This window comes from Streptomyces chumphonensis (assembly GCF_014779715.1).
GTDB lineage: Bacteria > Actinomycetota > Actinomycetes > Streptomycetales > Streptomycetaceae > Streptomyces > Streptomyces chumphonensis.
The window spans coordinates 48,551-70,390 of sequence record NZ_JACXYU010000005.1 but is presented as its reverse complement, the minus strand read 5'-3'; the positions used below and the strand labels follow the sequence as shown (position 1 = coordinate 70,390).

At 73.5% G+C, this 21,840-nt stretch carries 19 protein-coding genes; 14 read left to right on the top strand and 5 right to left on the bottom strand.

Annotated features, from left to right (window positions below; genetic code table 11):
- Positions 1-82 precede the first annotated feature (82 nt).
- The 3 genes from IF129_RS12165 to IF129_RS12155 all read left to right on the top strand — a co-directional run bounded on the left by IF129_RS12165 (position 83) and on the right by IF129_RS12155 (position 3,510).
- On the top strand, positions 83-1,288 hold the full coding sequence (locus IF129_RS12165) for a cytidylyltransferase domain-containing protein (protein ID WP_191209859.1): 1,206 nt from the start codon (positions 83-85) through the stop codon (positions 1,286-1,288).
- A 154-nt stretch (positions 1,289-1,442) separates the two neighbouring features.
- Positions 1,443-2,405, top strand: coding sequence for an N-acetylneuraminate synthase family protein (locus IF129_RS12160; protein ID WP_191209605.1), 963 nt, complete (start codon positions 1,443-1,445; stop codon positions 2,403-2,405).
- 1 nt (position 2,406) lies between these two features.
- On the top strand, positions 2,407-3,510 hold the full coding sequence (locus IF129_RS12155) for a hypothetical protein (RefSeq protein WP_191209604.1): 1,104 nt from the start codon (positions 2,407-2,409) through the stop codon (positions 3,508-3,510).
- Positions 3,511-3,553: 43 nt separating this feature from the next.
- Here the strand turns inward: IF129_RS12155 and IF129_RS12150 are convergent, their stop codons facing one another.
- Positions 3,554-4,630, bottom strand: a complete 1,077-nt coding sequence (locus IF129_RS12150; RefSeq protein ID WP_191209603.1) for an alpha/beta hydrolase family protein — start codon at positions 4,628-4,630, stop codon at positions 3,554-3,556.
- A 166-nt stretch (positions 4,631-4,796) separates the two neighbouring features.
- On the opposite strand from IF129_RS12150, the gene IF129_RS12145 reads away from it, so the two are divergent.
- From IF129_RS12145 to IF129_RS12115, 8 genes are all read left to right on the top strand, one after another.
- A complete protein-coding gene (locus IF129_RS12145; protein ID WP_381481513.1) occupies positions 4,797-5,015 on the top strand; it encodes a hypothetical protein in 219 nt (72 codons plus the stop codon).
- Between the two features lie 228 nt (positions 5,016-5,243).
- Positions 5,244-6,491 (top strand): amidohydrolase, encoded by a 1,248-nt coding sequence (locus IF129_RS12140; RefSeq protein WP_381481462.1) that lies wholly within the window; start codon positions 5,244-5,246, stop codon positions 6,489-6,491.
- 243 nt (positions 6,492-6,734) lie between these two features.
- The gene (locus tag IF129_RS12135; protein ID WP_191209602.1) at positions 6,735-7,781 is read left to right on the top strand and encodes a BMP family lipoprotein; all 1,047 of its coding nucleotides are present in this window, start codon (positions 6,735-6,737) and stop codon (positions 7,779-7,781) included.
- A gap of 341 nt (positions 7,782-8,122) precedes the next feature.
- Positions 8,123-9,751: an ABC transporter ATP-binding protein gene (locus IF129_RS12130; protein ID WP_191209856.1), complete on the top strand. Its 1,629-nt coding sequence runs from the start codon at positions 8,123-8,125 to the stop codon at positions 9,749-9,751.
- A complete protein-coding gene (locus IF129_RS12125; protein WP_191209601.1) occupies positions 9,744-10,922 on the top strand; it encodes an ABC transporter permease in 1,179 nt (392 codons plus the stop codon). Before IF129_RS12130 ends, IF129_RS12125 begins: the two co-directional genes overlap by 8 nt.
- Positions 10,919-12,181, top strand: a complete 1,263-nt coding sequence (locus IF129_RS26325; RefSeq protein WP_224754849.1) for an ABC transporter permease — start codon at positions 10,919-10,921, stop codon at positions 12,179-12,181. The genes IF129_RS12125 and IF129_RS26325 overlap by 4 nt, the downstream gene beginning before the upstream one ends.
- Positions 12,178-12,585 carry a cytidine deaminase gene (locus IF129_RS26320; RefSeq protein WP_318153695.1) on the top strand — a complete coding sequence of 136 codons (408 nt, stop codon included), beginning with the start codon at positions 12,178-12,180 and terminating at the stop codon, positions 12,583-12,585. Before IF129_RS26325 ends, IF129_RS26320 begins: the two co-directional genes overlap by 4 nt.
- 31 nt (positions 12,586-12,616) lie before the next feature.
- The gene (locus tag IF129_RS12115) at positions 12,617-13,885 is read left to right on the top strand and encodes a thymidine phosphorylase (protein ID WP_191209600.1); all 1,269 of its coding nucleotides are present in this window, start codon (positions 12,617-12,619) and stop codon (positions 13,883-13,885) included.
- 30 nt (positions 13,886-13,915) lie between these two features.
- Here IF129_RS12115 and IF129_RS12110 read toward each other — a convergent pair whose 3' ends face one another.
- Both IF129_RS12110 and IF129_RS12105 read right to left on the bottom strand, forming a co-directional pair.
- Positions 13,916-14,713, bottom strand: coding sequence for a VOC family protein (locus IF129_RS12110; RefSeq protein WP_191209599.1), 798 nt, complete (start codon positions 14,711-14,713; stop codon positions 13,916-13,918).
- A gap of 176 nt (positions 14,714-14,889) precedes the next feature.
- Complete coding sequence (locus tag IF129_RS12105) at positions 14,890-16,170, bottom strand: MFS transporter (protein WP_191209598.1); 1,281 nt, start codon at positions 16,168-16,170, stop codon at positions 14,890-14,892.
- 119 nt (positions 16,171-16,289) lie between these two features.
- On the opposite strand from IF129_RS12105, the gene IF129_RS12100 reads away from it, so the two are divergent.
- The gene (locus IF129_RS12100; RefSeq protein ID WP_191209597.1) at positions 16,290-17,219 is read left to right on the top strand and encodes a LysR family transcriptional regulator; all 930 of its coding nucleotides are present in this window, start codon (positions 16,290-16,292) and stop codon (positions 17,217-17,219) included.
- A gap of 19 nt (positions 17,220-17,238) precedes the next feature.
- On the opposite strand, the gene IF129_RS12095 is transcribed toward IF129_RS12100, so the two are convergent.
- Positions 17,239-17,988 (bottom strand): alpha/beta hydrolase, encoded by a 750-nt coding sequence (locus tag IF129_RS12095; RefSeq protein WP_191209596.1) that lies wholly within the window; start codon positions 17,986-17,988, stop codon positions 17,239-17,241.
- A gap of 90 nt (positions 17,989-18,078) precedes the next feature.
- On the bottom strand, positions 18,079-19,272 hold the full coding sequence (locus tag IF129_RS12090) for an alpha-hydroxy-acid oxidizing protein (protein WP_191209595.1): 1,194 nt from the start codon (positions 19,270-19,272) through the stop codon (positions 18,079-18,081).
- A gap of 351 nt (positions 19,273-19,623) precedes the next feature.
- On the opposite strand from IF129_RS12090, the gene IF129_RS12085 reads away from it, so the two are divergent.
- Together IF129_RS12085 and IF129_RS12080 are read left to right on the top strand one after the other, a co-directional pair.
- A complete protein-coding gene (locus tag IF129_RS12085) occupies positions 19,624-20,496 on the top strand; it encodes an SGNH/GDSL hydrolase family protein (protein ID WP_191209594.1) in 873 nt (290 codons plus the stop codon).
- Positions 20,497-20,610: 114 nt separating this feature from the next.
- Positions 20,611-21,780: an adenosine deaminase gene (locus IF129_RS12080; protein WP_191209593.1), complete on the top strand. Its 1,170-nt coding sequence runs from the start codon at positions 20,611-20,613 to the stop codon at positions 21,778-21,780.
- Positions 21,781-21,840: the final 60 nt, after the last annotated feature.

Below are 21,840 nucleotides of genomic sequence, written 5' to 3'. Positions count from 1 at the left end.
GCGGGACCGCGCCGCCCACGGCGTCGCCGACCGGACCGGCGGTGCCGAGCGCACCGCCGGCAACGAGAGCCAAGGAGCCACCGTGCCACCCACCGTCCTCGCCGTGATCCCCGCCCGGGGCGGCTCCAAGGGCGTGCCCGCCAAGAACCTCGCGCCGGTCGGCGGCGTGCCGCTCGTGGCCCGCGCGGTCCGCGAGTGCCTGGCCGCCGGGCACGTCACGGACGTCGTCGTCTCCACCGACGACCCGGCCATCGCCACCGTCGCCCGCGAGGCGGGCGCCGTCGCCGTCGAGCGGCCCGCCGACATCGCGGGCGACACCGCGACCAGCGAGGCCGCCGTCCTGCACGCGATGGACGTCTTCGAGGCCCAGCAGGGCCGCGGCGTCGACGTCGTGCTCCTCGTGCAGTGCACCAGCCCGTTCCTCGACCGGGCCGACGTCGCCGGGGTGGCCGCCGCCGTCCTGGCCGACGGCGCCGACTCGGCGCTGACGGTCGCGCCCTTCCACGGTTTCGTGTGGCGGGAGCCCGGCGGGCGGGCCGGGGACGCCCGGCGCGCCGGGGGAGAGGGCGTCAACCACGACAAGGCCCACCGCCCGCGCCGCCAGGACCGCCCGCAGGACTTCCTGGAGACCGGCGCCGCCTACGCCATGCGGGCCGACGGGTTCCGCGCCGCCGGGCACCGCTTCTTCGGCCGCACCGATCTGGTGCGCACCGACCCGGCCCGCGTCCTGGAGGTCGACGACCCGCACGAGCTGGCCCGCGCCCGCGCGCTGGCCCCGCTGCTCGACACTCGCCGGGCGGGCACCCTGCCCCGCCGCGAGGACGTCGACGCGGTCGTCCTGGACTTCGACGGCACCCAGACCGACGACCGGGTGTACGTCGACTCCGACGGCCGGGAGACGGTCGCCGTGCACCGGGGCGACGGCCTCGGCATCGCCGCGCTGCGCCGCGCGGGCCTGCCGGTGCTGATCCTGTCCACCGAGGTCAACACGGTCGTCGCCGCCCGCGCCCGGAAGCTCAAGCTGCCGGTGCTGCACGGCATCGACCGCAAGGACCGCGCGCTCAAGCAGTGGTGCGAGGAGGAGGGCGTCGCGCCGGAGCGGGTGCTCTACGTCGGCAACGACGTGAACGACCTGCCCTGCTTCGGCCTCGTCGGCTGGCCCGTGGCGGTGGCGAACGCGCACGACGTCGTGCGCGGCGCGGCCCGCGCCGTGACGACCACCCCCGGGGGCTCCGGGGCCGTCCGCGAGATCGCCGGCTGGCTCCTCGGCCCCTCCCTGGCCCCCTGACCCCCGACCCCGGCGCCTGTCTGTGGGCGCCCGAACCCATGAAGCCCCCGAACGCCCCGACCCCGCCGGACGCACACCGGTCCGGACCCACGACACCGACCCCCGCGCGCGGCGACCGCCGCGAGAGCGCGACGCCCGGAAGAAGGAACTTCCCATGAGCAATCCCCGCCTCCGCACCCTCGGCGACAAGACCGCCGGCCCGGGGCAGCCCGTCTACGTCACCGGCGAGATCGGCATCAACCACAACGGTGACCTGGAGAACGCCTTCGCCCTGATCGACGCCGCCGCCGAGGCCGGCTGCGACGCCGTCAAGTTCCAGAAGCGCACCCCGGAGATCTGCACCCCGCGCGACCAGTGGGACATCGAGCGCGACACCCCCTGGGGCCGGATGACCTACATCGACTACCGGCACCGTGTCGAGTTCGGCGAGGACGAGTACCGCAGGATCGACGAGCACTGCAAGGAGAAGGGGATCGCCTGGTTCGCCTCCCCGTGGGACACCGAGGCCGTCGCCTTCCTGGAGAAGTTCGACCTCCCGGCCCACAAGGTGGCCTCCGCCTCCCTGACCGACGACGAGCTGCTGCGCACCCTGCGGGCCACCGGCCGCACCGTCATCCTCTCCACCGGCATGTCGACGCCGAAGCAGATCCGGCACGCGGTCGAGGTGCTGGGCAGCGAGAACATCCTGCTCTGCCACGCCACCTCCACCTACCCGGCCAAGGCCGAAGAGCTCAACCTGCGGATGATCCACACCCTCCAGGCCGAGTTCCCCAACGTCCCGATCGGCTACTCGGGCCACGAGACGGGCCTCCAGACGACGCTGGCCGCCGTCGCCCTCGGCGCCGTGTTCGTCGAGCGCCACATCACCCTGGACCGCGCCATGTGGGGCTCGGACCAGGCGGCCTCCGTCGAGCCGGGCGGCCTCCAGCGCCTCGTGCGCGACATCCGCACCATCGAGTCCTCGCTCGGCGACGGCGTCAAGAAGGTCTACGACAGCGAGCTGGCGCCCATGAAGAAGCTCCGCCGCGTCAAGGGCGTCATCGCGGAGGCCGAGGAGGCCGGTGGCACGGACGCCGCCGCCACCGCCGGTGCGAGCGGCGAGCCCGCGCGGGTCTGAGATGACCGCCCCCGACGCCCCCCTCCCCGAGCCCGAGCGCACCGGCCCGCGCCGGGCCGGGGACGGGGGCACCCTGGCCTTCGTGGAGAGCCCGGTCCAGCTGCTCAACGTGCTGGAGTGGGCGCACGTGAGGTTCCGCGACGACGCCGCCGCCCTGACCCTCGTCGTCCTGCCGCCCCACGACCCGATGACGCGTGGCCAGTTGCGCCGCATGGCCCAGCTCGCCCGCGACGAGGGGCACGTCGTGGACTGGTCGGAGGCCAGGGGCACCACGAGCGCGCCGCTGAAGACCGTGCTGCGGCTCGCCCGGCCGCTGCGCGCGGCGCGGCGCATCGTCATCGGCGACCCGTTCTCCCGGTACGTGCAGCTCCTGCTGGCCCTCTCCGGGGAGGCGGCGGACCTGACGGTGGTGGACGACGGCACGGCGACCATGGAGTTCACCGCCCAGCTCGCCGGGGGCGCGAAACGCCTCACCCGCTGGCACCGGTCCGGCGCGGGCGGCCCGGGCGCGTTGCTGTTCGCCCCGGTGTCCGGGCGCGCCCGGCGGCGGCTCACCCCCCGCCGGGGGCGCGCCGTCGAGTTGTTCAGCGCGATGCCGGTCGAGGTGCCCGAGGGGATCGACGTCGTGGAGAACGCGTTCGCCTGGACGCGGGAGCGCTTCGGCCCGCCCGCGCTGATCGAGGGCACCGACCTGGTGGGCACCTCGCTCGCGGAGACCGGCGTCGTCGACGCGGACCGGTACGTGGAGGCCGTCCGCTCGCTGGCCCGCGCGCACGGTGCCGTGCGGTACTTCGCGCACCGCAGGGAGGGCATGGAGAAGCTGCACCGCATCGCCGTCGAGTGCGGGGTGGAGATCGTCCGGCCGGACCTGCCGCTGGAGCTGGTCGCGCGGCGCGGGCCCGTCGCCCGGACGGTCCTCAGCTTCCCCTCCACCGTCGTGCACACCCTGCCGCTGGCCCTCGCGGACACCGGCGTGCGGGTGGCCGTCTGCGACGTGGACCGGGCCTGGCTGACGGACGCCGCCTCCCCGCGCGCCCACGGCTTCCTGTCCGGGGTCACCGCCACCGCGCGCGGCGCCCACCGCCTGCGCACCTCCGCCCCCTGAGCCGGGGCGGGGCGTCCGGGCGAGGCGGCGGGGCGCGCCGGCGTCAGGGTGCCGGGTCGACCTGTTCGAGGTAGTGGCGCTGGTCGTCGAGGAATCCCTCGGCGAACAGTGAGCGGGGCGCGAAGAGGCCGGTGAGCGTCAGCCGGGCGGTGGACCGGTCCAGTTCGTCGCGCACGAGCGAGTGCGCCGCGTCGGGGTAGTGCTCCACCGTGAGCCGGTCCGGCCCCAGCCGCTCCCGGTAGACGGCCTCCGTCTCGCCCGCGTCCACGTTGCGGTCGTGTCCGGCGAGGATCAGCAGGACGGGCACGTCCCGGGGCACGGCGGCGAGGTCGTCGGTGGCGTCGGCGGTGTGGTTGCGGCCGACGAAGCCCCAGCGGCGGGCCGTCATGCCCCGGAGGTCGGCGAAGGCGTCCCGGTAGTCCGCGAAGGGCGCGTCGCGGCGCAGCAGCTCCAGCGTCCGTTCGCGGCGCTCCAGGGCCCGCGTGCGGTCCGCCGCCGAGGCGCCCTCGGCGCGGAGTTCGGACATCAAGTGGTAGCGGCCCTGGCGGTGCCAGTTGATCGCGGGGGAGACGGCGATGACGAACCGCACGTCCGGCTCCCGGGCGGCGACCTTCGGCAGCACCCAGCCGGCCTGGCTGGCCCCCCACAGCCCGATCCGGTCGGGGTCCACCTCGGGACGCGCGCGGGCCCAGGCGAGGGCGGCGCGGGTCTCCTCGGCACGGTCCCGCATGGTCTGCTCCAGCCAGTCGCCCTCCGAGGCGCCCACGCCCGGCTTGCTCCAGGACAGGGAGGCGTATCCGGCGCGGGCGAAGGACTCCCACAGCGGCCGGTAGAACGAGTCGTGGGTCGCGTCGACGGGGCCGTCGCCGTGCACGAGGACGACGAGCCCGTACGGCCCGCGTCCCTCGGGAGGCAGGGCCAGGACGCCGTCCAGCGTGTTCCCGCCGTGCTCGAAGGTGATCGATTCCTCCCGCAGGTCGTAGGTGTGCTGCCAGGCCACGACGCCGAGCCCCGCGCCGCCGACGACCAGCACGCACACCACGATCCACACCAGCCTGCGCGGCCAGCGCCGCCCGCCCGGACTCCGCCCGGATTCCACGTCCCGTGAAACTATCGTCATAAGAACGATCGTATCGCATTCGATCGTTTGAGGTGGTGGGGTGCTGGTGGTGCGTGGCCGTGATCACGGCGCGGACCCTGCCTGTGCGGCGGTGTCCCGCACCTGAGTACGCTCGCGGACGTCCCGCCCGTACCGGGCGGGCAGGAACGTCGCGACGGAGACAGAGATGACGATGACGCGCCCCGCCGAGCGGGCCACGGGCCAGGCACCGATCTACGACAGCCTCATAGAGGAGCACGGCGACGTGCCCGCCGAGGTGCGCGCCGTGGCCGAGAAGGCGCAACGCGAGGTCGCCAGAGCACTGGACTGGAGTGATCTCGGCACGCACCCGCTGTCCTCCGGGGCCTCCTCGCACGGGCACCCGCCGGAACGCGGCGGCCGGTGACGCGGCGGCCCGTCCGGGTCGCCTGATCGAACACATCCCGCCCCGTCCGCCTCATCCGTAACCGGCGAAACATGCCAGACGGGATGAGAGCGGAAGCAGAGAACCAATCGGCATACCCACCTCACTCTGGACGTATGCGCGGATCGGGCGAGGATTTTTTCCCCTGTGTGGCTTAACTTTCCGTGATCACCGACCGGGAGGGGCCCCCGGGGGCATACGCTCGGTTGGGTGAACCAACTGTTGTCAGCCAAGTCCACCCAGCGGACCTCCGGTGAGACACCACTGGACGGAGCCCTCCCGAGCGCGTTGCGCGACGAACTCGTCATGTTCCGGCGCGACCTGCACATGCATCCGGAGCTGGGGCACCAGGAGTTCCGCACCACCGCGGCGATCAGGGCGCGCCTCCAACAGGCCGGGCTGCGCCCCCGCGTACTCGCCGGCGGCACCGGGCTGATCTGCGACGTTCACCCCGGCGGGGCCGAGTCCTGGGACGGCCGCCGTCCCATGCTCGCGCTGCGCGCCGACATCGACGGGCTGCCCATCCCGGACACCAAGACGGTCTCCTACCGCTCCACCGTGCCCGACCGCGCCCACGCCTGCGGACACGACGTCCACACCACGGTCGTCCTCGGCGCGGGCCTGGTCCTGGCCGGCCTCGCCGCCGCCGGCCGGTTGCCGCACTCGGTCCGGCTGATCTTCCAGCCCGCCGAGGAGGTCCTGCCGGGGGGTGCGACGGACGCCATCGACGACGGCGCGCTGGACGGCGTCGGGCGGGTCATCGCCGTCCACTGCGACCCCCGCGTCGACGCCGGGCGGATCGGGCTGCGGCCCGGCCCCATCACCTCCGCCTGCGACCGGCTGGAGGTCACCCTGGCCGGACCCGGCGGCCACACCGCCCGCCCCCACCTGACGACCGACCTCGTCACGGCGGCGTCCCGCGTCGTCACCGACGTGCCCGCCCTGCTGGCCCGCCGCGTGGACACCCGTGCCGGGCTCGCCGTCACCTGGGGGCGCATCGTCTCCGGGCACGCCCCCAACGTCATCCCGCAGCGCGCGGAGCTCTCCGGCACCGTCCGCTGCCTGGACCTGCCCGCCTGGCGCGCCGCACCCGACGTCGTGCACGCAGCCGTGGACGAGGTGGCCGCGCTGCACCACGCGAAGTCGGAGATCAACTACATCCGCGGCGTCCCGCCGGTCGTGAACGAGACGACGACGACGGAGCTGCTGCGCAACGCCATGGCCGCCCGGCGCGGCGCGCATACCGTGGAGACGACCGAGCAGTCCCTCGGCGGCGAGGACTTCTCCTGGTACCTGGAGCAGGTGCCCGGCGCGATGGCCCGCCTCGGCGTGCGGACGCCCGGCGACCCCGTCCCGCGCGACATCCACCAGGGGGACTTCGACGCGGACGAGCGGGCGATCGACGTCGGCGTCGAGCTGTTCACCGCCGCCGCCCTCCTCGACGCCGCCCAGGGCTGAGGCCGCCCGCCCACCCCGCCCGCGCCGCCCTGCCGGGGCGAGGCCCGCCGGGCGGGGCGGGGTCGGGCGGGGCGGGCCGGAGGCGGTGTCGCGGTGCACCCGGGGCATGGCGCAAAGTCGCCGTTAACACCGAAACGATAACGGACGTAAGCCGGGGCTTTACCTGACATCTACGCGCGTTACTCTGAGCCGGAGAGCCAGCGCCGGAAGAGGCGCTTCCTGAGAGTCGAAGGAGACCTCCTCTTGCGTCGGGTCACCAAGCTTGCCGCCGCGGTCACCGCCACCGCGGCTCTCGCACTCACCACCGCCGCCTGCGGCGGCACCTCCACCGAGTCCTCCGGCGAGTCCGAGGACAAGGGTGCGGCCATCGCGTACGACGTCGGCGGCCGGGGCGACCAGTCGTTCAACGACGCCGCCTACGCCGGTCTCAGCAAGGCCGAGAAGGAGTTCGGCTGGGACGGCGAGGACATCGAGCCCTCCGACGGCGAGTCGGACGCCGACAAGGCCAGCCGGCTGAACGAGCTCGCGCGGCTCGGCTACAACCCGGTCATAGGCGTCGGCTTCGCCTACGCGGGCCCGATCGAAGAGGCCGCCAAGAAGAACCCGGACGTCACCTTCGGTCTGATCGACGACGAGACGGTCACCGGCGACAACATCGTCAACATGGTCTTCAGTGAGGAGCAGGGCTCCTACCTGGCCGGCGTCGCCGCCGCGCACGCGACCGAGACGGACGTCGTCGGCTTCGTCGGCGGTGTCGAGGTGCCGCTGATCAAGAAGTTCGAGGCCGGTTTCGTCCAGGGCGTCCAGGACACCGACCCGGACATCGAGATCAAGCGCCAGTACCTCACCCAGCCGCCGAACATGGACGGCTTCTCCAAGCCGGACCTCGGCAAGGAGGCCGCGCGCGGCCAGCTGGACGCCGACGCCGACGTGATCTACCACGCCGCCGGCCTCGCCGGGCAGGGCGTCATCGAGGCCGCCGCCGACCGTGACCGGTGGGTCATCGGTGTGGACTCCGACCAGTACGAGCAGAAGACGCTGGCGCCGTACAAGGACAACATCCTCACGTCGATGACGAAGGACGTCCCCGACGCGGTCTACAACCTGATCAAGTCCGTGGAGGAGGACGACCCGCAGTCGGGCGTCATCCGCTACAACCTGGAGGCCGACGGCGTCGCCCTGAGCGACTCCAACCCCGCCTACCAGGAGATGACCGAGCTGACCGAGGCCGTCGAGCAGGCCAAGGCGGACATCGTCGCCGGCAAGATCGAGGTCTCCCCGACCCCGTGACGCCCGCGGCCGGGAGCCCTCGGGCCCCGGCACGGACCCAGGCCCGGAACCGGGCGGCGGACACAGCCTCCGCCGCCCGGCCCGGGCCGCCCGCGGACCACCGGCCCGCCCCGGCGGGCCCTCCCGGACCGCGCCGCCCCTCCGGCCGCCGTCCCCGGCCGGGAGTCCGGTGTATCCGGCGAAAACTCTACGCGCGTAGCCGAGGGTGCGGCACGATAGCGTCACCACGCCCGCACCGTCCCGCCCGTCCCACCGGCACCCGCCGTCCCGTACCACCCGCCGTCCGTCCGGCGCCGTCCCGTCCTGACGAGCCCGCTCCTTAGCCCCGAGGAGAGTGCACCATCAACGCGTCCAGCAGTCCGCCCGCCGTCGAGCTGGCCGGCATCACGAAACGCTTCCCCGGCGTCGTCGCCAACCACGACATCCACCTGTCCGTGCACAAGGGCACGGTGCACGCGATCGTCGGCGAGAACGGCGCGGGCAAGTCCACGCTGATGAAGATCCTCTACGGCATGCAGAAGCCGGACGAGGGCACCATCACCGTCGACGGCGAGCAGGTCACGCTGCACAGCCCCGCCGACGCGATCGCGCGCGGCATCGGCATGGTGCACCAGCACTTCATGCTGGCCGACAACCTCACCGTGCTCGAGAACACCGTGCTCGGCGGCGAGAGCCTGTACGGCATCGGGGGCCGGGCCCGCGACAAGATCCGGGAGATCTCCGACGCCTACGGCCTCGGCATCCGCCCCGACGTCCTCGTGGAGGACCTCGGCGTGGCCGACCGGCAGCGCGTGGAGATCCTCAAGGTGCTCTACCGGGGCGCCCGCACGCTCATCCTCGACGAGCCGACGGCCGTCCTCGTCCCGCAGGAGGTCGACGCCCTCTTCGCGAACCTGCGCGAGCTGAAGGCCGAGGGCCTCACCGTCATCTTCATCTCGCACAAGCTGGGCGAGGTGCTGTCCGTGGCGGACGAGATCACCGTCATCCGGCGCGGCACGACGGTCGCCTCCGTCAGCCCGGACGAGGTCAGCACCAAGCAGCTCGCCGAGCTGATGGTGGGCAGCGAGCTCCCCACCCCGGAGACGCGCGAGTCCACCGTGACCGACCGGCCCGTGCTGAGCGTCGAGGGCCTCACGGTCCACACGCACGACGCGGAGCACGGCGACCGCACCGTGCTGGACGACGTCGGCTTCACCATCCACGCGGGCGAGGTCCTCGGCCTCGCCGGCGTCGAGGGCAACGGCCAGACGGAGCTGATCGAGGCGCTCATCGGCCTCAAGCACGCCGACGCGGGCACCATCCGGCTCGGCGACGAGGAGATCACCGGCTGGGCCACCCGGCGGCGCCGCGAGGGCGGCATCGGCTACATCCCCGAGGACCGGCACCGGCACGGCCTGCTGCTGGAGTCCCCGCTGTGGGAGAACCGCATCCTCGGCCACGTCACCGAGCAGCCCAACAGCCGCGGCTACTGGCTGAAGCCGAAGGCCGCCCGCGCCGACACCGAGCGGATCGTCGAGGAGTACGACGTCCGCACGCCCGGCATCGAGGTCACCGCCGGCTCGCTGTCCGGCGGCAACCAGCAGAAGCTCATCGTCGGCCGGGAGATGAGCCACCACCCGCGCTTCCTGATCGCCGCCCACCCCACGCGCGGGGTGGACGTCGGCGCGCAGGCGCAGATCTGGGACCAGATCCGCGAGGCCCGCCACGAGGGCCTGGCCGTGCTGCTGATCTCGGCCGACCTGGACGAGCTGATCGGCCTGTCCGACACCCTGCGGGTCATGTACCGCGGCCGTCTGGTCGCGGACGCCGACCCCGCCACGATCACCCCGGAGGAGCTGGGCACCGCCATGACCGGCGCCGCGTCCGGTCACCTGGAGCACGAGGAGGGTGACGCGGCCACGGGTTCGGACGCCGACGGCCGTCCCGACGCCGCGTCCGGTGCGCAGAACGAGGAGAACGAGCATGAGTGACGGTGGAAAGCCGGGCGTGGCCGCAGCCTCCGGCCGCCCGACGACGCGGGCCCGGCTCGACCGCCTGGTCCTGGCGCTCGGCGGACCGGTGCTCGCGCTGGGCGTCGCGGTCCTGCTGACGTCGGCCGTGCTGCTGCTGTCGGGCCGCAGCCCGGTCGAGCCGTACGTCCTGATGATCGAGTACGCGGGCAACGCCGACATCCAGGTGCTCATCGTCAACCAGGCCACGACGTACTACATCGCGGCGCTCGCGGTGGCCGTCGGCTTCCGGATGAACCTGTTCAACATCGGTGTCGACGGGCAGTACCGGCTCGCCGCGATGGTGGCGGCCGTCACGGGCGCGGCCTTCTCGCTGCCCGCACCGCTGCACGTCCTGGTGATCATGGCGGTCGCGATGCTGACCGGTGCGTTCTGGGCCGGGATCGCGGGCATCCTCAAGACCAGCCGGGGCGTCAGCGAGGTCGTCTCCACGATCATGCTCAACGCGATCGCGACGAGCATCATCGCCTACCTGATCCTGCCGGCGCAGTTCGGCGAGCAGCGCGGCAACAACCTGACGACGGGCCAGATCGCCGAGTCCGGCTGGTTCCCGGGCTTCGACACCGGGCCCGGCGGCGTCGTCTACGGCTTCATCGTGGTCGCCGCCCTGCTCGGCGTCGTCTACTGGCTGGTGCTGAACCGCACCCGCTTCGGCTTCGACCTGCGGGCCACCGGCGCCAGCCAGAGCGCCGCCGCCGCCAGCGGCGTCGACGCCAAGCGGATGATCTTCACCTCCATGGTGATCTCCGGTGGCGTCGCGGGCCTCGCGGGCATGCCGGTGCTCCTCGGCGACTCGCACACCTACAGCCTCGTCTTCCCCGTGGGCATCGGCTTCACGGGCATCACCATCGCCCTGCTGGGCCGCAACCACCCCGTCGGCATCGCCTTCGGCGCCCTCCTCATCGCCTTCCTCGACAAGGCCTCGGCCACGCTCGACTACAGCGGGTACGAGAAGGAGATCGCCACGATCATGCAGGGCCTGATCGTGATCGCCGTCGTCATCAGCTACGAGGCCGTCCGCCGCTACGGACTGCGCCGCCAGCAGCAGAAGGTCGGTGAGGAGCTCGCCGCCCAGGCCGCGAGCGCCCCCGGCGACACCAGCCAGAACCTGAGCAAGGGGGCCTCGGCATGAGCACCGCCACCACCAAGGCGGCTGCCGCGCCGCGCAAGCCCGTCGGCCGCAGCCGCCTGTCCCTCGCCCAGTGGATGCTGGTCATCGCGGCGGGGCTCGCCCTGTTCTCGCTGGTCCGGCTGATCACCGACGCCAACGGCATCACCTCCACCGGCCAGGTCTCCGCCGCCCTGCGGCTGGCCGTCCCGATCGGTCTCGCGGGCCTCGGCGGCCTGTGGGCCGAGCGCGCGGGCGTCATCAACATCGGTCTCGAAGGCATGATGATCCTCGGCACCTGGTTCGGTGCCTGGGCGGGCGTCCAGTGGGGCCCCTGGACGGGCGTCATCATGGGCATCGTCGGCGGCGCGCTGGGCGGGCTCATCCACGCGATCGCCACCGTCACCTTCGGCGTCAACCACATCGTCTCCGGTGTGGCCATCAACATCCTCGCGGTCGGCGTCACCCGCTACCTGTCGAAGTTCACCTTCGACACCATGGAGGGCGGCACCGAGAAGCAGTCCCCGCCGATCGAGTCGATCACCAGCATCACCGTGCCGGGGCTCTCGGACTGGATGCGCGACCTCAACGACAAGCACTGGTTCTTCGTCTCCGACCTGGCCGGTGTCGTGGGCGGCGTCGTCACCAACCTCTCGCTGCTGACCGTCGTCGCCCTCGCGCTCGTCCCGTTCAGCTGGTGGGTGCTGTGGCGGACGGGCTTCGGCCTGCGGCTGCGCTCCTGCGGCGAGAACCCGACGGCCGCCGAGTCGCTCGGCGTCAACGTCTACAGGTACAAGTACCTCGCGGTGATGATCTCCGGCGGCTTCGCCGGGCTCGGCGGCGTCTTCCTCGCGGAGGTCGCGGCCAACATCTACCAGGAGGGCCAGACCGGCGGGCGCGGCTACATCGGTCTCGCCGCGATGATCTTCGGCAACTGGATGCCGGGCGGCATGGCCATGGGCGCGGGCCTGTTCGGCTACGCCGACAGCCTCAACCTGCGCGGCGGCGGCACCAACGTGCACGCGCTGCTGCTGTTCCTGGCGATCCTGCTGGCCCTCGCCGTCGTCTGGGAGCTGTACCGCAGGAAGTACGTCACGGCGCTCGTCGCCGGTGTGACCGGCCTCGGCCTGTTCGCCTACTACCTGGCCGTGGACGAGGTGCCGAGCCAGTTCGTCTCCGCCGCCCCCTACGTGGCGACGCTCCTGGTGCTGTCCCTGTCCGCGCAACGCCTGCGGATGCCGAAGGCCAACGGGCGGCCCTACCGCAAGGGCGAGGGCAAGTGACGCACGCCGAGCCCCCCGCCCCCGGCTGGGAAGCGCTGCGGAAGCTGGCCCGGGACGCCATGTCCCGGGCCTACGCCCCCTACTCCGGCTTCCCCGTCGGCGCCGCCGCCCTCGTCGACGACGGCCGGACGGTCAGCGGGTGCAACGTGGAGAACGCCGCCTACGGCGTCGCCCTGTGCGCCGAGTGCGGGCTGGTGTCCGAGCTGATCGCCACCGGTGGCGGCCGGCTCACCCACTTCACCTGCTGCGACCGTCACGGCGACCTGCTCATGCCGTGCGGGCGCTGCCGCCAGCTGCTGTGGGAGCACGGCGGCCCGGAGCTCGCCCTCGACACGGCCTCCGGCGTGCGCCCGCTGTCCGAACTGCTGCCCGACGCCTTCGGCCCGTCCGATCTCGACCGCTGACCGCGCTCCGAAGCCCGTGGAGGAACCCCGCATGGACGCCATCTCCGTCATCCGCACCAAGCGCGACGGCGGCGCGCTCAGCCCCGAGCAGATCGACTGGGTCATCGACGCCTACACCCGGGGCGCCGTCGCCGACGAGCAGATGTCGGCCCTGGCCATGGCCATCCTGCTCAACGGCATGGACCGCGCCGAGATCGCCCGCTGGACCGCCGCCATGATCGCCAGCGGCGAGCGGATGGACTTCTCCTCCCTGCCCCGGCCCACCGCCGACAAGCACTCGACCGGCGGCGTCGGCGACAAGATCACCCTCCCGCTCGCCCCGCTGGTCGCCGCCTGCGGCGCGGCCGTGCCGCAGCTCTCCGGGCGCGGCCTCGGCCACACCGGCGGCACCCTCGACAAGCTGGAGTCGATCCCCGGCTGGCGGGCGCTGCTGTCGAACGCCGAGATGCTCGACGTCCTCGGCGAGGCCGGGGCCGTCATCTGCGCGGCGGGGGACGGGCTGGCCCCCGCCGACAAGAAGCTCTACGCCCTGCGCGACGTCACCGGCACCGTCGAGGCGATCCCGCTGATCGCCAGCTCCATCATGTCCAAGAAGATCGCCGAGGGCACCGGCTCGCTCGTGCTCGACGTGAAGGTCGGCTCCGGGGCGTTCATGAAGAACCGGGACGACGCCGCCGAGCTGGCCCGCACCATGGTGGGCCTCGGCACCGACCACGGCGTGCGGACGGTGGCCCTGCTCACCGACATGTCCACACCGCTCGGCCGCACGGCCGGGAACGCGCTGGAGGTCCGCGAGTCCGTGGAGGTCCTCGCGGGCGGCGGCCCGGCCGACGTCGTCGAGCTGACCCTCGCCCTGGCCCGCGAGATGCTCACCGCCGCCGGGCTGCCGGACGCCGACCCGGCCAAGGCGCTGGCCGACGGCTCCGCCATGGACCACTGGCGCCGCATGATCACCGCTCAGGGCGGCGACCCCGACGCGGAGCTGCCCACCGCGCGGGAGCGCCACGTCGTGCCCGCGCCCGCCACCGGGGTGCTCAGCCGTCTGGACGCCTACGCCGTCGGCGTCGCCGCCTGGCGGCTCGGCGCCGGCCGCGCCCGCAAGGAGGACCCGGTGCAGGCCGGGGCGGGCGTCGAGCTGCACGCCAAGCCGGGCGAGACCGTCCGGGAGGGGGAGCCGCTGCTCACCCTGCACACCGACACGCCCGAGGCGTTCGACTACGCGCTCACCGCGCTGGACGGCGCCGTCGAGGTGGGCGGGGCCTTCACCCCGGCCCCGATCGTCCTGGACCGCGTGGACTGAGAGGCCGGGGGCCCGCCGCTGCCCTCCGGGCTACGAGCCCTCCTCGGGGATCGGGTTGATCAGGGCGAACGCGGCGCCCTGCGGGTCCTGCACGACGGCCATCCGTCCGGCCATCATGTCGAACGGCGGCTTCAGGACGGTCCCGCCGTGCGCCGCCAGGGTGTCGGCCGTCCGGTCGACGTCGGCGACGGCGAAGTACGTCAGCCAGTGCGCGGGCAGGCCCGGTTCCAGCCGGTCCAGGCTCTGCATGCCCCCGACCGGCCGGCCGCCGACGTCCAGCGAGAAGTACCCGTCGCCGCCCTTCATGGTGCTCGCCCCCATGCCGAGCACGGAGTCGTAGAAGTCCGCTGCGGTGTCGGTGTCGGCGGTGTTCAGCTCGTTCCAGGCGACCGCCCCGGTCTCCCGGACGACCTGGCTTCCGGGGAAGTCGCGAGCCTGCCAGAGGCCGAAGACGGCGCCCGTGGGGTCCTGGGCGACGGCCATCCGGCCGAGGTCCATCACGTCCATGGGCGGCACCAGCACGCTGCCGTCGGCCTTGGTGACGGCGTCGGCGGCGGCGTCCACGTCGGGCGTGGCGAGGTAGGTCGTCCACGCCGGGGGCGGGGGCTCCGCCATCGCGGTGCCGTCGGGGTTCACGGCCGCCATGATCCCGGCGACGGCCCGGCCGCGCAGGGTGCAGAGCGCGTAGCCGCCGGTCTCGGGCGGGCCGACCTCGCCCTGCCAGCCGAGGAGGTTCCGGTAGAAGTCGAGGGCGGCCCGCTGGTCGGGGACCATCAGGTCGACCCAGCAGGGCGTGCCCTTGGCGTACGGGGCGGTGACATCGGGCATGTCGGAGCCTCCAGGCGGTGATCGCGGACCAATCCGCCGAGACTAACCCTTATGTCTGTTTTGTCGGCGTCAGGCGGCGCCGGACACCACCCCAGCGGAGCCACCGCCCGGCCCCGGCGGGGCGGGCGGTGGGCGAGCGGTGGTCCGGGTCCGGGCCCGTCGGGTCGGCGTCCGGCTCAGGCCGTCGCGAGCCGCACGGCCCGGCGGGTGGCGTACAGCGTGATGCCCGCCGCACCCACCAGGGCGGTCAGCGCGAGGGCGACCGTCCCCGCCCAGCCGCCGCCGTGGAAGGCCAGCGCGCCGAGCGTGCCACCGAGCGAACTCCCCACGTAGTACGCCATCTGGTACAGCGCCGACGCCTGCGCCCGCCCCGACGTGACCGTCCGGCTCACCGACGAGGACGCCGTCGTGTGCCCGGCGAAGAAGCCCGCCGTCACCAGCACCAGGCCGGCCAGCACCGCCACCAGGTTGCCCGACAGCGTCAGCAGCAGCCCGACCGCCGTCGTGCCGATGGCCAGGTACAGCGCCCCGCGCCGCCCGAGCCGCTTGACCAGCCCCCCGGACGCCGCCGAGGAGCCCGTGCCCACCAGGTAGATGACGAACACCGAGCCCACCAGCCCCTGCGACAGCCCGAACGGCTCGGCCACCAGCCGGTACCCGATCACCGTGTAGACGGCGCCGAAGACGGCCATGAACAGCAGCCCGATCGCGTACAGCCGCACCAGCAGCGCATTCCCCAGCAGGTCACGGACGGTGCGGGCCAGGGCGCGCGGCTCCAGCGGGGACGGGGTGAAGTTCCGCGCCCTCGGCAGCAGCGCCCGGAAGACGACCGCGCAGACCAGGGCCATGACGCCGACGACCAGCAGCGCGCCGCGCCAGCCGAAGCCCTCCGCCACCCAGCCGGTGACGATGCGGCCCGCCATGCCGCCCACGCTGTTCCCCGCGACGAACAGCCCGATCGCGCCGACCAGCGCCCCCGGCCGCAGCTCCTCGGAGAGGTAGGCCATCGCCGACGCCGGAATGCCCGCGATCGCCGCGCCCTGCACGGTGCGCAGCGCCACCAGCCAGCCCAGGTCCGGCGCCAGGGGCAGCACCAGGGCGATGCCCACCGCGACCGCCACCGACACCGTCATCAGCCGCTGTCGCCCGAACCGTTCGGACAGCATGCTCAACGGCAGCACACACACCGCCAGGGCGATCGTGGCGGCGGAGATCGTCCAGCTCGCCGCGTCCGGCGACACCGCGAAGTCGGCGGAGAGCGCGGGCAACAGGGCCTGGGTGGAGAAGAGGAGGGCGAAGGTCGCCAGCCCCAGCGCGAACAGCGCGAGGTTCACCCGGCGCGTCGAGGGGGCGTCCGCCCGACGGTCGGTGGCGGGTCCGGCGGCGGGTCCGGTGGTGGGGGACGACGGCTGAGAGGCACCCGGGATGACGGGTGCCCCGGTATCGACGGAAGGCATGTCTCGAACGTACGCAGCTCCCTTTCATGCGTCCAATGCACAAGAATGGAAGAAACGATGCACCAGCGCATAAGCCGAGCTGAGGACCGCCCGTGTCACCACCAGGCAACGAAAACGACATGCAGGTAACACGCGCCGACATCGACGCCGAGTCCTGGGCCGCGCTGCTCACCCCGCGCCTGGCCCAGTTCACCGCCGTCGCGCGGCACGAGCACGTCACCCGCGCCGCGCGGGAGCTGGGCGTCCCCCAGTCCACCCTCAGCCGGGCGATGGCCCGTCTGGAGGAGGACCTCGGCGTGGCCCTCCTGGCGCGCCGGGGCCGCTCGGTCTCGCTCACCCCGGCCGGGCGCACCTTCTGGGCGTCCGTGGAGAAGGCGCTCGCCGCCGTCGAGCAGTCCGCCGAGGCGGTGCGGGCCGACGCCGACCCCGCCACCGGCAAGGTCGCCTTCGGCTTCCTGCACACCCTCGGCTCGGAGACCGTGCCCGGCCTCATCCGGGCCTTCCGCGCCGACCACCCCAGGGTGCGGTTCGCCCTCGTCCAGAACTACGGGGAGGCCATGCTCGACCGACTCCGCGCGGGCACCCTCGACCTGTGCCTCACCTCCCCGGTGCCCGACGCGCCCGACCTCGTCGCCCGGCGGCTGGACGAGCAGCGGCTGCGCCTGGTCGTCCCCGACGACCACCGCCTGGCCCGCCGCAAACGCGTCCGGCTCGCCGAGGCCGCCGACGAGGCGTTCATCACCCTGGAACCCGGCTACGGCATGCGGCGCATCTTCGAAACCCTCTGCGCCGAGGCCGGGTTCACGCCCCGCATCGCCTTCGAGGGGGAGGAGGCCGAGACGCTGCGCGGCCTCGTCGCGGCCGGCCTCGGCGTCGCGCTGCTGCCGCCGCCGACCGTCCCCCGGCCCGGCCTGGTCGACCTCACCGTCACCGCGCCCCGCGCCGTCCGGGAGATCGGCGTCGCCTGGCCGGCCGACCGGCCCGACACCCCACCCGTGGCCGCGTTCCGGACGTTCCTGCTCACCCGGCGCGGCCGACTCCTGGCCTGACCGGCCGCCGGACGGCCCCTCAGGTGCGGCCGAAGCCTGAGGCCAGCGGCATCCGCAGGCCGAGTGGGGGCGGCGCGGCGAGGGCGTCGTGCACGGGCCGGGCGAAGTCCTGCTCGCACAGCGTGCCCAGCACGAAGTCCGTGGCGAGCGCGAAGACCTCGGAGCGGTACTCGCGCAGGGCGTGGCCGTCGGTGTGGGCCTCGAAGCGGCAGATGTCCGCCCCCGCCTTCCGGGCCCGCTCCGCCAGCCGGTAGGACGACTCGGGGTCGGAGCGCCGGTCGTCGGTGCCGTGCACGACGAGGACCTGCCGCCCCACGAGCTGGTCGACCGGTTCCCGCTCGGCCTCCGCCGGCTCCGGCAGCCAGGGCCCGAGCGCCACGACGGACGTCACCGCCGGGTGCCCCGCGGCACGCAGTGCCGCCCGGCCCCCGAGGCCGGTGCCCGCCAGGCAGACGGGCACGTCGCCGTAGCGGCGGACCAGTTCGTCCAGGGCCCACACCGTGTCGGCGACCGGGTGCGCCTCGTCGCCGTTCCACCCCTGGTACCGGTAGTGCACGACGTGTGCCGTCAGCGCCTCGCCGCAGCGTTCGGCCGCCCTTGCCACCTGCCGGGCCAGCGCCAGTGCCCCCGCCGCCGCCAGCGGTGAGGACCGCCGGGCTGACTCCGGGACGCCGCCGGGCAGGAGCAGGAGGACGCCCTCGACCCTCCCCGTCGTGCCGAGGGGGCGGCCCAGCCGAGCGTCCCGTGCAGGAAGCGTGTGCCCATCCATGGCCGCAACGATGGCAGAAGGCGCGGGGTCGGACCCGGCCGCCGACAGTCACCGTTGCATATCGAAGTGCGGGACGGCCTCACCGAGCCCTCACGGCGTCACGCTCCACAGCGCGTCCGGCCCCGGCTCACGCGCCGTGCGGTACCCGGAGTTGCCCAGCGTCAGGTCGAGTTCGGCCAGCAGGCAGCGCAGCACGTGCTCCACGCCCGCCTGCCCGGCCAGCGCCAGTCCGTACAGGTACGGACGGCCGATCAGCACCGCGTCCGCGCCGAGCGCCAGCGCCTTGAAGACGTCCGCTCCGGTGCGCACCCCGGAGTCGAACAGCACCGTCGTCCGGTCCCCGACGGCCTCCGCCACGGGCGCCAGCGCGTCCAGCGAGGCGAGGGCCCCGTCGACCTGCCGACCGCCGTGGTTGGACACCACGACCCCGTCCATGCCGTGCCGGACGGCGAGTTCGGCGTCGGCGGCGCACTGGATGCCCTTGAGCACGATCGGACCGTCCCAGTGCTCCCGCAGGAACGGCAACTGCTCCCACGTCAGGCCCGGGTTGGGGAAGACCTCGGCGAAGGCCAGTCCGGCCGCGCCGGGATCGTCGACCGGGTCCTTCGCCAGCCTGCGGCGGAAGACGGGGTCGCTCGTGTAGTTGGCGATGCCCTCGCCCTGGAGGAACGGGAGGTGACCGCGGTCGAGGTCGGCCGGACGCCAGCCGAGCATCGTGGTGTCCAACGTCAGGACGAGGTGGCTGTAGCCCGCCTCCCGCGCCCGCCGCAGCAGGCTCACGCAGAACTCCGGATCGCGCGGCCAGTACAGCTGGAACCAGCGCGGACCGTCGCCCCCGGCCTCCGCGACCTCCTCGATGGAGTGGCTGGCCTGCGTGGAGTGGACGAACGGCAGCCCCAACGCGGCGGCGGCCCGTGCCGAGGCCAACTCCCCCTCCGGGTGCGCCAGCTTCTGCACACCGACCGGGCCGAGCAGCACGGGTGCGGGCAGCTTCGCGCCCAGCAGCGTCGTCGACAGGTCGCGCCGGGCGTGGTCGCGCAGCATGCGCGGCACGATGCGCCGCCGCTCGAACGCGGCCCGGTTCGCCCGCGCGGTCGAACCGCTGCCCGCGCTGGGCACGATGTACCCCAGCGCCGCCGCGTCCAGCACCTCGGCGGCCTTCGCCTCCAGCGCCGCGAGGTCCGTGGTGAGGGCGGGCCTCTCGCCCAGGAACGCGCCGTTCGCGTAGATCAACGCCTGGTGGTCGGAGTAGTGGACGGGCGGGGGCGTGCTCTCGTCGGCCATGCGGGTCCTCGCGGTTCGGGATGCGACACGCCCGAGTCTCGTCCCCCCGCCCCCCACCCACAACCCCACCCCCGCAGGCGGGGCCCGGGCGTGGCCGGGCAGCGGTGGGGTGGTCATCACCCGGGTAGGGCTGCGGGGTTGGTTGGGAGCGGGCACAGGGGGTGGGGGCGGAGTCTGTGCGCGTGCCCATGTCGTCGGCGCGGCGGCGGCCCCACGATGGAGCACAACTGACCGGTCAGTAAGTACCGGCCCGAGCGTGGCTGCGCGTTCCCCACCGTACGGCGGACCCCGGGTGCCGTCCGTCCCGCCGCGCCGTGCCGGGCCCCCACAGGTCTGACGAAAGGTCTCCCCATGCCCTCCGTACGCCGCCTGCGCCGCGCCGCCGCCGTGACCGCCGTGGCCCTCGGGCTCGCCGCCACGGCCACCACCGGCACCTCGACGGCCACCGCTCCCGCACTCGACTACGTGAACCTCGGCGACAGCTTCAGCTCCGGTTCCGGCATCCTGCCGCTGGCCGAGGGGAGCAACCCGCTGTGCACCCGGGCGGCGGACAACTTCGCGCACGCCATCGCGGCCGACCAGGGGTACGCCCTCACCGACGTGAGCTGCGGCGGGGCGCAGACGCGCAATTTCACGGAATCGCAGTTCCCCGGCGTGGCACCGCAGTTGGACGCCCTGTCCGCATCCACCGACCTCGTCACCATGACCATCGGCGGCAACGACAACAACACCTTCATCGGCGCCGTCCTCGCCTGCGGCTCGGTGGGCCTCCTCACCCTCGGCCACGGCAGCCCGTGCGCGGACCTCTACGGCGACACGTTCGCCGACGCCGTGCGGACGGGCACGTACGCCAACGTCACGCGGGCGCTGAAGCAGGTCAAGGAGAAGGCGCCGAACGCGCGGGTGGTGATCTCGGGCTACCCGTGGATCCTCCCCGCGTCCGGCGGCTGCTTCCCGGCCATGCCCGTGGCCCGGGGCGACGTCCCCTACCTGCGGGACCTCCAGGCCACGCTGAACGACGTGATCGAACGGGCGGCGGACGCCACCGGCGCGACCTACGTCGACCAGTCGGCCGCCTCCGAGGGGCGCGACGCCTGCGCGCCGTCCGGCACCCGCTGGATCGAGCCGGCGTTCGGCGGGACGAACTACGTGCCGGTCCACCCCAACGCCCTCGGCGAGCGGGGCATGGCCGACCGGATCACGGCGACCCTCGGGCTGGGCTGACGCGCCGCGGTGCGGTCCCGGGTCCGACGGCGGTGCCGCCCCGGGGCCGCACCCGAGCCCTGTCCAAGAGACTCGCCCTCGCGTGATCTACGCGCGTAGGACTACAGTACGAAGATGACAAGCGAGACCTTCACCACCCAGCCGACCGAGGAGCAGATCCGCCGCGCCCCCAAGGTGCTCCTGCACGACCACCTGGACGGCGGCCTGCGGCCGGCCACCGTCGTCGACCTCGCCCGGGACGCCGGCTACGACCGGCTGCCCGAGACCGAGCCCGAAGCCCTGGGGCGCTGGTTCCGCGAGGCCGCCGACTCGGGCTCGCTGGAGCGCTACCTGGAGACGTTCGCCCACACCGTCGCCGTCATGCAGAGCCGCGAGGCCCTGGTGCGGGTGGCCGCCGAGTGCGCGGAGGACCTGGCCGCCGACGGTGTCGTCTACGCCGAGGTGCGCTACGCCCCCGAGCAGCACCTGGAGGCCGGGCTGACGCTGGAGGAGGTCGTCGAGGCGGTCAACGAGGGCTTCCGGGAGGGTGAGCTGCGCGCGGCAGCCGCCGGGCACCGCATCCGGGTCGCCGCGCTGCTCACCGCGATGCGGCACGCGGCGCGCGCCCTGGAGATCGCCGAGCTGGCCAACCGCTACCGGGACAGCGGCGTCGCCGGGTTCGACATCGCGGGCGCCGAGGCGGGCCACCCGCCCACCCGTCACCTCGACGCGTTCGAGTACCTGAAGCGGGAGAACAACCACTTCACGATCCACGCCGGGGAGTCCTTCGGCCTGCCGTCCATCTGGCAGGCGCTCCAGTGGTGCGGCGCGGACCGGCTCGGACACGGCGTGCGCATCGTCGACGACGTCACCATCGCCGACGACGGGACGGTGGAGCTCGGCCGGCTGGCCGCCTACGTCCGGGACAAGCGCGTCCCCCTGGAGATGTGCCCCACCTCCAACCTCCAGACCGGCGCCGCGACCTCCTACGCCGAGCACCCGATCGGGCTGCTGCGCACGCTGCACTACCGGGTCACGGTCAACACCGACAACCGGCTGATGAGCGGCACGAGCATGACGCGGGAGTTCGCGCACCTCGTCGAGGCGTTCGGCTACACGCTGGACGACATGCAGTGGTTCACCGTCAACGCGATGAAATCCGCGTTCATCCCTTTCGATGAACGTCTTGCGATGATCAACGACGTGATCAAGCCCGGCTACGCCGAGCTGAAGTCCGCCTGGCTGTTCCGCCAGACGGCCGCCGACCACTCCCTGACCAGCGACCCAGCCGCCTACCAGGGCTGACGTCCGCATCGTCGGACGTGGCCGGGAACCGTCGTTCCGGTCCCGTCCGGCGGCGCCCCG